Raw genomic sequence first — 9,839 nt, 5'->3', positions numbered from 1 at the left:
GGTTGGTCAGATCGGTCCACAACAGGGTGGAACCGGCCACCGCAAAGATGATCAGTACGCCGCCCATGGTGGGTGTACCCGCTTTTTTGAGGTGGTCCTTGGGCCCGTCCTCCCGGATGTATTGCCCCACCTGCATCATGGCAAGACGCCGAATCACCCAGGGCCCAAGCAGAAAACAGATTAAAAAGGCCGTCAGGCTGGCGTAGATGGTCCGGAAGGTGATGTACCGGAACACGTTGAAGGCTGCAAAGGTCGTATGCAGCGGATATAGCAGGTGATAGATCATCTCAGGGTATCGCGCCTTTGCGCTTCGTTTTTCCGATTTGCCCAGCTGACAATAGCCTCGACCACCGCCTCCATGGCCATGCCGCGGGACCCTTTCACCAGGATCAGGTCCCCGGCTTGCAGGTCGTGGTTCAACTGGTCGATAATCGCCGCCTTGGTTCCGTAAAAGATCTGCTCGGCTTTCATCTGCCGGTCCATGGCGCCGTCGGCCACGGCAGCGGCGAAATTGCCGGCGATGTAGAGACGATCGAGCCGGGCATCACCGGCAGCCCGGCCGATTTCCCGGTGCAGGTTCACCGATTGCGGTCCCAGCTCCAGCATGTCCCCGAGCACGGCAATGGTGCGGCGGTTGCCATGCATCAGCGCCAGGGTCTCGATGGCCGCAACCATAGAGGCGGGATTGGCGTTGTATGTGTCGTCCACCAGGTGAAGGTCACCGCCGAGCCTACGGATGCCCATGCGCCCGGCCTGGGGGCAAAAGGTTTCCAGGCCCGCCTGGATATGCTCCAGGGCCACGCCCATGACCTCGCCGGCAGCGGCCGCTGCCAGGGCGTTGGAAACCATTACCCGTGCCGGGGTGGCCAAGGTCACCGCCGTGCTGCCCGACGGCGTGGTCAGGGTAAAGGCAATGCCCGCTTCGGTGAGACGGACATCGCTTGCCCGAACCTGCGCCGCACCGGCTAGACCGAATAGCATCGCCGGACGGTCCAGATCGTGGGCCATCGCCGCGACGCGAGGATCATCGGCGTTGAGAATGGCCGTACCGCCGGGGCGGATGGTGTGGAGCAGTTCTCCCTTGGCCCGGGCGACGTTTTCGATGGTGCCCAGCCCTTCCAAATGGGCCGGCCCCACATTGGTTATCACGCCCACATCCGGCTCGCAGATGCGGCCCAGACCGGTGATTTCACCGGCGTGGTTCATGCCCAGTTCCAGTACGGCGGCTTGGTGTCCCGGTGTCAACCGGAACAGCGTCAGCGGCAGACCGATGTGGTTGTTCAGATTGCCGCTGGTGCTCAGTGTCGGGAAGGTCCTGGATATCACCTGTTCCATGAGCATGCGGGTTGACGTTTTGCCGTTGGACCCGGTGATGGCAATTACCTTGAGGGTTCCCCGGTTACGGTTGAAGCGAGCCATCGCTCCCAGGGCCAGGGTGGTGTCGGCCACGGCAATGCAGGCAGCCTGGGCGGCGGCCATTCGTGCCATGGGCAGAGAGGCCACCTGGTCGTCACCCGCCACCACGCCCTTGACGCCGCGATCGAGCACATCGGCCACAAAGCGGTGCCCGTCGTGAGTTTCACCCGCGATGGCCACAAACAGATCATCCGGACCGATCGTGCGCGAATCGATACCGATGCCGGCAAAGGTCATGTCCGCCGATCCTGAAACCAAGGATCCGCCGGTTGCCGTCAGTACCTGTTCCGTCGTCCACCCGAATGGCTTCATGGGTTTATGCTCCGGCCTCGTTCGTGGCGGCCAGCACCTGGCGAGCCACTTCCCGGTCGTCGAAATGAATCGTTTCGCCAGCCAGAATCTGATAGGTTTCGTGTCCTTTGCCGGCAATCAACACGGCATCGCCGACATCGGCAGCAGCGATGGCAGCAGCGATGGCAGCTCGCCGGTCCGGCTCGACCAGATAGCCTTTTTTGCGCCACCCGGCGGTCAATGCATCGGTCGACAGTCGTCGGGTGCAGACCTCCCGCACCCCTGATTCCACCTGGTCGATGATCCTGAGTGGGTCCTCCGACCGCGGGTTATCCGACGTCACCACGGTGAGGTCGCTGAGTCTGGCAGCGATTGCTCCCATGACCGGTCGTTTGGAGCGATCCCGATCCCCGCCGCATCCGAAAACGGTAATCAGGCGCCCCGCCGTGAGCGCCCGCAGGGCCGAGATGGCGTTTTCCAGCGCGCCCGGCTTGTGCGAATAATCCACGAAGATATAGCGGTCGCCCCCCTCAGGAATCCGCTCCAGCCGACCGGGCACACACCCGGTGGTGTCGATACCCGCGGCAATGGCCGCCGTCGGAATTCCCAGGGCCAGAGCCGCTCCGGCGGCACTGAGAATGTTTTCAAGATTAAAATCCCCCACCAGCGGTGAGTCGAAGGGAATCGTACCATGGGTCGTGGCGATGCCGCCGCGAATGCCCGAAAGGTCGCGAACCACGCCCTGAGGAACGACGTCCCCGTCTCCATTTACAGCGGTTCGCAGAACCGTGGCCCCCAGGGCCGCAGCCAGTTCTCTCCCCCTGGGGTCGTCCGTGTTGACCACGGCGCGGATCGGATGGCCGCTGTCCGCCGGTTTCAGATGTTCGCTGAACAGCCTTTTTTTGCTGCGCCAATAGCGGTCCATGGTGCCGTGAAGATCCAAGTGATCCTGGGACAGATTGGTGAAAATCGCCACATCGTAGTGACAGCCGTCGACGCGATGCAGCTCCAGAGAATGGGAAGAGACCTCCATGACAACATGGGTGGTCCCACTGTCCGTCATTTGCCGAAGCATCTCCTGAAGCTCTAAGGATTCGGGTGTGGTAACCGGATTGGTGAACGCCTGGCCGGCATAGCGGTAGTTGATCGTGCCCACCACACCCGGTCGATGGCCGGCCTTCTCAAGGATTTGCTCCAGCAGGTAGGTCACGGTGGTCTTGCCGCTGGTGCCGGTAACGCCCACCAGTGCCAGCCGGTCTGCAGGCTGACCGTAAAACCGGCAGGACAACTGAGCCAGTGCCGCCCGGGGATCCGCCACGCGAATCACCACCGCGTCGACCGCCACCGGTGTGCGGCAAACCACGGCCACCGCACCCTGCTTGACAGCTTCTGGGATGAAGCGATGACCGTCCGCAGCAAACCCCTCGATGGCCACGAACACGGCTCCCGGGGTCACTTTGCGCGAATCGTAGCAAATGGCGGTAACATTGGGGTCCGAGGACGGGTTAGCACCGGTTGCCTCTTGGACGCTCAGCTGATCCATAAGCGATGAAAGCCTCATCCGTTAGCCCTGTTTCCCCGGGATACCCGCAGTCGATCTGCATCGGGTCCCGGCGGGATATTGAGGTAACTCAGCGTTTCCAGTGCGATTTGGCGAAAGGCGGGTGCCGCCACGATGCCGCCGTAGGACTGGACCGTCGGCTCGTCCAGGAGCACCAGGATGGCCAACTCCGGTTGATCCGCCGGGACAAGACCCAAAAAGGATGATAGGTAGCGCCCCTTTGCATAGGTGCCGCTGCTGTCGATCTTCTGGGCGGTACCGGTTTTGCCGCACACGGAGTACCCCTCCAGGGCCGCGTTCACCCCGGTGCCACCCTCGGTGATCACGGTCTTCAGGATCCGCCGCACCGTAGCGGCCGTGTGGGAAGACACCGCCCGCCGAACCGGCTCCGGAGAAAAACGTTTCACCGTCCCTCCGTTGCGGTCGGTAATTTCTCTGACCAGCATCGGTTTCATGAGCATACCGTCGTTGGCAATGGCCGATGCAGCCGCAATCAACTGAATCGCCGACACCGAGATGCCCTGTCCAAACGAGATGGCCCCCGTATCGATGGCGGACCAGGACTTGAACGGGCTGAGGCTGCCCGCCGTTTCACCGGGACAGGCGATGCCGGACCGCTTGCCGAAGCCGAAAGCGTCCAGATACGCGTGAAGCTGACGAGCCCCAAGCTTTTCGGTCATTTTTACCGATCCGATGTTGCTCGAGTACTTGACGATCTGCTGCAGTGACAGCCACCCGTGGGATTTGGTGTCGTGGATGGTGTTCCTGCCGATCCGGTATTCCCCGTTTTCACAGAAAAAGATGGTGGACGGTGAACAGACGCCGCTGTCGATGGCCGCCGCCACGCTGAATATCTTCATGGTGGAACCGGGTTCGAACGGATCGGTGATCGCTCGGTTTCGCCACAACTTCCTCTCGAAAGATCCGTAGCTGTTGGGATTGAAAAAAGGATAGTGCGCCAGGGCAAGCACCTCACCGGTGGCCGGCGCCATGACGATGGCCATGCCCGATTGGGCGCCGTATTGGGTCGCGGAAGCATCCAGGGCTTTCTGGGTGATGTGCTGGATCGTCCGGTCGATGGTCAGGACCACATTGTTGCCCCCGGCCAGATCTACCGGCATGCCTGCTCCCTCGAACCGCCGCCCCAAGGCATCCTTGAGGATGGTGATCTCCTGCTCACCACCCTTCAAGGTGGCGTCGAAATAAAACTCCATTCCCTCCAGACCGTGGCCGTCGATGCCGGAAAACCCCACCAGTTGAGCCGCCAGCGTTTTGTTGGGGTAGTAGCGGCTGTGCTCGGTGATAAAGTCGACCCCCTTGATGCCCAGCGCTTGAATCGTTTCGGCCTGGCGCGGCGTGGCCTGGCGCTTGAGCCACACGAAGGAGCGCTCGGGATCCAGCTTCCTGACCACCTCTCGCAGGGGCTGATTCAGGGCCCTGGCCAACTGCTTGGCCGCCGCCCGGCGATCCGTCATCTGGCGTGGAAAGGCGGCAATCGACGGGCTGTCGATGCTCACGGCCAGCGGGCTGCCGTTGCGATCGGTGATGGCACCCCGTTTACCCTGAACCAGCATGGCACGCTCATACTCACGGGCCGCCCGCTCGGAAAGCCATGCGCCTTCGAACACATGCAGGCGGATCGCCTGTGCACTGATGGCCAGAAGGGCCGTCAGAAAAAGCGCCCCGACGATTCCTGCCCGCAGCCGAGTCCGTATGGTAGCCGTGGTTGTCATGGAAGCATCACCTTCTGCTGCACATCCGGCATGACCAGCCCCAAACGGGACCGGGCAATGGTTTCGATCCGCTCCGGCGATTTGAGCCGGGCCAATTCAATCCTCAGGGTGTTCCGCTCCCTGACCAGGGCTTGGTGTCGACTGTTCTCCCTGTCGATGCCATATCCGGCATTGACGCACTGAACCCGGCACCACGCGTAAAACAGGGCCTCCACAAAAAACAGAACCATCAACACAATCCAGAGGCCGGTCATGGTTTTTCTCGCCGGCCGCAACCGCCGGTTTCGGCTGCTGCCCTGCCCCCCCCTGGCCGTGATTTCCAACCCGGGTCGACGGGTGTTGCTTGCCGCCGCCATCACAACGCTTCCACGGCTCTCAAGCGTGTACTGCGAGCCATGGGATTGTTCCGGATCTCCGCATCGGTGGGACGCAGCACCTTGCGCGTCAGCAACCGCACCCTCGCCTGACGGCCACACACACACTGGGGAAACGCCGGCGGACACGTGCACGGTTGCGCCAAGGCCCGGAAGCGGTGTTTGACCATCCGATCTTCCAGGGAATGGAAGGAGAGCACACACAGGCGGCCTCCCGGATTGAGCAGATCCACCGCCGTTTCCAGAAATTGATCCAGCACCTCCAGTTCCCGGTTCACGGCAATACGAAGGGCCATGAAAACCCGGGTGGCGGGATGGATCTTCTGTTTACGCGCCGCGGCGGCCGGAACCGCTTGCGCCACCAGGCGGGCCAGTTGGCCGCTGGTAGTCACCGCACCGGTCTTGCGCTGCGCGACCAGATGCCGGGCGATTCGCACGGCCCAGCGCTCTTCACCGTAACGGCTGAACGTCTGCGCCAGCTCCCGTTCGTCCATGGATGCCAGCAGATCGGCCGCCGTGACGTCAGACCGGACATCCATGCGCATGTCCAGGGGTTCATCCCGGTTGAAACTGAAACCGCGTCCGCTGGCCTCGATCTGATGCAGGGAAAGTCCGATGTCTATGAGGATACCATCCACGGCTTCGAGTCCCAATTCAGAGAGAAACAACGGCAAGTCTGCAAAATTGCCGTGAACGATATGGATCCGGCGTTCGTCGGCGGGAAGGATCCTGCGGGCCCGGTCAATGGCGTCCTTGTCCTGGTCGACACCGATAAAGACGCCGCCGGAACCGATTTGCTCACAGATTCGCCGGGCGTGTCCGGAGCCGCCGAGGGTGCCGTCCACGATAATCTTGCCCGGCCGGCATGCAAGCATGTCCACCGCTTCTTCGAGCATGGCGGGGACATGATAGTTGGACATAGGCTAAATCCCCAGTTGGGCGATCTCGCGCCGAACCTGGTCGTTGCGCATGTCCTCTTCCATCAATTCGTTTTCCTGATCCCAGTTTTCCCGTGACCAAATCTCAAAGCGGGCCGTTACACCAACCAGGACGATCTCCTTGTCCAGCTTGGAATACTGCTTCAGAAAAGGCGGAATCAAGACACGCCCTTGAGCGTCACACTTGCAGTCATGTGCCCCTCCGATAAATGTGCGCTGAAATCGGCGCATGGCCTCGCTTTTTTCGGGCAGATGGAGTATTTTCTGTTCCAGCTTGCCCCATTGGTCGTGGGTGTAGGCAAAAAGGCAGCGGTCCATGCGGGTGATCATGATGCTGTCGATTCCGCTGGCCTTGATCACATCCCGAAACCGAGCTGGAACGATAATCCGCCCTTTTGGGTCAATGGTATGAAAGGAGCTTCCCCGAAACATTTTTCACCATTTTTATCCACTTTGATCCACTATCTTTGGATAAAAGTATAAAATTACTGATTAGTCAAGAAAAAAATGTTTTTAGGATTTATTATTTTAGTAATAATTTTTGATTGTTAAACACAAATCAACCGAATCGTCAACAAGGTGGAGCAAAGTGGATCAATATGTCGATCTGAACCCGCTTTGACGCTGACCGCCAGAGCATTGCCCCGCAGACGACCGGCGGCGCTTTTTTTGTTGCCTGAACTCGCAGTTTAATATATCGATATCAATGCAGAATCCATTTTAACTCCGGCATAAACCCACGGCGGAAACCAGCCCATTGAAAATCAAGCAATTTTTTTACGGCGGCGACAATCTGGGATATCTCCTGTATGCCGATACCCGTGCACTGACCATCGACGGCGGCGCCGTGGATGAGATCATGGCTTTTGTTCGGAAAAGGGGCCTGGCCCTGACAACGGTGACCAACACCCATGGCCACGGCGACCATACCACCGGCACCCTGCAGCTGGCCAAGGCAGCAGGGGCCGTTCACCTCGACTATCGCCGGTTCGCTGACGGCGACACCCTCCTCCTGGGTGGCGAAACCGTGACCGTCCGCCTGACCCCGGGCCATACCGCGGATTCAGTCACCTTTGCCACCGATGCTTGTCTGATTACCGGGGACACCCTGTTCAACGGCACGGTGGGCAATTGCTTCTCCGGAGACTTGAAGGCCTTTTACCGCTCTATACGTCTGCTCATGGACTATCCGGGAGCCACCCGCGTTTATGCCGGCCACGATTATGTTGCGGCGTCATTGGCCTTTGCCCGGCACTTGACCCCGAACAACCGTGCCATCGACGCCTACGCCGGCCGCTACGACAAGAACCATGTGACCTCCACCCTGGACGACGAACGGGCCGTCAACCCTTACCTGCGGTTCAACGACCCGGAAATCATCCGTCTGCTGGAATCGAAAGGATTGCCGACAGGCACCGAGTACCAGCGGTGGGAAAGCATCATGTCCGTCGAATGAGACGAGAAGTAAAAGCGATTGCGACGGCTTTGAAAATCCTCCCGGTGGGCCGACCGTCCGTTTGCGACCCGAGGACGCATAGACCGGCGATGCACGAATCATGACCGAATCCGCTGCCCCGATCCTGGCATGCATCCGGAAACAGGCCCAGGCTCAATTCTCCCAGGCCAAGGGGAGCCACGACTGGGACCATACCTTGAGGGTACACCGGCTTTGCCGACGCATCGGCTCAGCCGAAGGGGCGGACCTGCTGGTCACGGAGGCCGCCGCCTACCTTCACGACATCGGTCGTGGGCACCAGGACCGGGCCAACGGCACGCTCTGCCACGCGGAAAAAGGTGCCGCCATGGCCCGGGAGATGTTGAGCGCCCACCCCCTGGCCGGCGACCGCAGGGAGAACATCATCCACTGCATCGCCGCCCACCGGTTTCGCCGGGGAGCCACCCCGCGAACCGTGGAGGCCAGAGTGCTGTTCGATGCGGACAAGTTGGATGCCATCGGTGCCGTTGGCGTAGCGCGGGCTTTCTTGTTTGCCGGTGAACAGGGCGCGAGATTGCACAGCCCGGAGGTGGACGTGGCCCAGGCAAAAGCCTACTCCATCGACGACACGGGATACCGCGAATATCTGGTGAAACTCTGCAAAATCCGGGACCGTATGCTTACCCATACCGGCCGGCGCCTGGCCGACGAGCGACACCGGTTCATGGCCGGTTTTTTCGACCGGTTCTTAGAAGAATACGAAGGCGAAAGGTGACGGTTCCGTAAAAGGTCCGATATCTGCGTTACGCTTCATCCCTCGTCACTGCGGCGTACGATCAGTACGCCTCCTTCCTCGGGATTGGCAAGCCTTGATCTCGGACCTTTTACGAAACCGTCTGAACCTGAATATTTCATAACTTCACAAAAGGTGAATCGACATGACCATGAACAAGGTAGAGAAAATTGACGACTCGGTGCGCGTGAACCACGTGCTGATCAGCGTTTCCGATAAAAGCGGGCTGGAGACATTCGTCCCCCGGCTGCTGGCGATCAACCCCACCATACGGATATTTTCCACCGGCGGCACCTTTGCCCGGCTTCGGGACATCCTGAGAGGAGAAGCCGACGCCTGTCTCACGCAGGTGGCCGACTATACCGGCCAACCGGAGACTCAGGGGGGGCTGGTAAAAACCCTGGACTTCAAGATATACCTCGGACTTCTCACCGAGACCTACAACGATGCCCACCAATCCGATCTGAAACGAACCGGGGGCGTGCCCATCGACATGGTGGTGGTGAATCTCTACCCATTCAAAGAGACCATTGCCAAGGCCGGCGTCACGCCGGAGCAGGCCCGCGGCAACATCGACATCGGTGGGCCGTGCATGATCCGCGCATCGGCCAAAAACTTCATCCGGGTCGCATCGGTGGTGGATCCCGGCGACTACGGGCAGATTGTCGAGGGGATGGCTGCCGGCAAGGGGAGCATCGGCCTGGCCCTGCGCTACCGGCTGGCCCGCAAGGCGTTCGCCCACACTGCCGCCTACGACGCGGCTATCGCCGGATATCTGGCCGACACCGCCTTCGCGGCTGTCGAGAAAGAATATCAATTGGAGAATTCATGAGTTTGTTGGGTTTGTTGAGTTCGTTGGGTTTGTTGAGTTTGCTTGACCCCTGGACCCCTCGACCCCTTGGACCCTTTTTAAACCAAGGAGAATTACCATGGCTGAAGATCTGAAAAAAATGTACCGCACCATCATGGACGACCATTTTCCCCCGAACATGGAGATCAGCTTTGTCGATAGGGACCGACGGCAGACCCTGTTCTACGAAAAAGTGACCTGGACCATCGACGCTGTTCAGAAGGGGCTGCGCTATGGCGAGAACCCCGGCCAGGAGGCGGCCCTGTACCGCATGGTCAACGGCAACCTCATCCTCGGAGAAACCGAAACCATCCAGCCCGGCCAGTACCTGGCATCGGAGATCGAACTGCTACAGTCCGGTAAGCACCCGGGCAAGACCAACCTCACCGATGCCGACAATTCTCTCAATATCCTGAGGTACTTCACAGGCCGGCCCACGGCGGTGATC

9 protein-coding genes and 2 pseudogenes are annotated in these 9,839 nt (G+C 60.2%); 4 read left to right on the top strand and 7 right to left on the bottom strand.

Going from position 1 to position 9,839, the window contains the following annotated elements:
* From mraY to mraZ, 7 genes and pseudogenes are all read right to left on the bottom strand, one after another.
* Positions 1-286 (bottom strand): annotated as a pseudogene (gene mraY / locus ABYV26_RS13610) (phospho-N-acetylmuramoyl-pentapeptide-transferase); the annotation flags it as partial.
* Complete coding sequence (gene murF, locus ABYV26_RS13605; protein WP_372681848.1) at positions 283-1,728, bottom strand: UDP-N-acetylmuramoyl-tripeptide--D-alanyl-D-alanine ligase; 1,446 nt, start codon at positions 1,726-1,728, stop codon at positions 283-285. The gene murF and the pseudogene mraY, both read right to left, overlap by 4 nt.
* Positions 1,729-1,732: 4 nt before the next feature.
* The gene (locus ABYV26_RS13600) at positions 1,733-3,268 is read right to left on the bottom strand and encodes a UDP-N-acetylmuramoyl-L-alanyl-D-glutamate--2,6-diaminopimelate ligase (RefSeq protein WP_372681846.1); all 1,536 of its coding nucleotides are present in this window, start codon (positions 3,266-3,268) and stop codon (positions 1,733-1,735) included.
* A complete protein-coding gene (locus ABYV26_RS13595) occupies positions 3,265-5,001 on the bottom strand; it encodes a peptidoglycan D,D-transpeptidase FtsI family protein (RefSeq protein ID WP_372681844.1) in 1,737 nt (578 codons plus the stop codon). The genes ABYV26_RS13600 and ABYV26_RS13595 overlap by 4 nt, the downstream gene beginning before the upstream one ends.
* The gene (locus tag ABYV26_RS13590; RefSeq protein WP_372681842.1) at positions 4,998-5,357 is read right to left on the bottom strand and encodes a hypothetical protein; all 360 of its coding nucleotides are present in this window, start codon (positions 5,355-5,357) and stop codon (positions 4,998-5,000) included. The genes ABYV26_RS13595 and ABYV26_RS13590 overlap by 4 nt, the downstream gene beginning before the upstream one ends.
* A complete protein-coding gene (gene rsmH / locus ABYV26_RS13585) occupies positions 5,357-6,295 on the bottom strand; it encodes a 16S rRNA (cytosine(1402)-N(4))-methyltransferase RsmH (protein WP_372681840.1) in 939 nt (312 codons plus the stop codon). Before rsmH ends, ABYV26_RS13590 begins: the two co-directional genes overlap by 1 nt.
* Positions 6,296-6,298: 3 nt before the next feature.
* Positions 6,299-6,745: a division/cell wall cluster transcriptional repressor MraZ gene (gene mraZ / locus ABYV26_RS13580; RefSeq protein ID WP_372681838.1), complete on the bottom strand. Its 447-nt coding sequence runs from the start codon at positions 6,743-6,745 to the stop codon at positions 6,299-6,301.
* Positions 6,746-7,070: 325 nt separating this feature from the next.
* Between mraZ and ABYV26_RS13575 the strand changes: the two genes are divergently transcribed.
* The 4 genes and pseudogenes from ABYV26_RS13575 to ABYV26_RS13560 form a co-directional block, all read left to right on the top strand.
* Complete coding sequence (locus ABYV26_RS13575) at positions 7,071-7,769, top strand: MBL fold metallo-hydrolase (protein WP_372681837.1); 699 nt, start codon at positions 7,071-7,073, stop codon at positions 7,767-7,769.
* A gap of 100 nt (positions 7,770-7,869) precedes the next feature.
* On the top strand, positions 7,870-8,523 hold the full coding sequence (locus ABYV26_RS13570) for an HD domain-containing protein (protein ID WP_372681835.1): 654 nt from the start codon (positions 7,870-7,872) through the stop codon (positions 8,521-8,523).
* Between the two features lie 163 nt (positions 8,524-8,686).
* Entirely contained in the window at positions 8,687-9,373 is a 687-nt protein-coding gene (locus tag ABYV26_RS13565; RefSeq protein WP_372681833.1) for a hypothetical protein, read from the top strand.
* A 97-nt stretch (positions 9,374-9,470) separates the two neighbouring features.
* Positions 9,471-9,839, top strand: a pseudogene (locus ABYV26_RS13560) (IMP cyclohydrolase); the annotation flags it as partial.

Origin of the sequence: Desulfosarcina sp. (assembly GCF_041551955.1) — a bacterium.
GTDB lineage: Bacteria > Desulfobacterota > Desulfobacteria > Desulfobacterales > Desulfosarcinaceae > Desulfosarcina.
The sequence above is the reverse complement of the archived record's forward strand: the minus strand, read 5'-3'. Positions and strand labels throughout refer to the sequence as shown.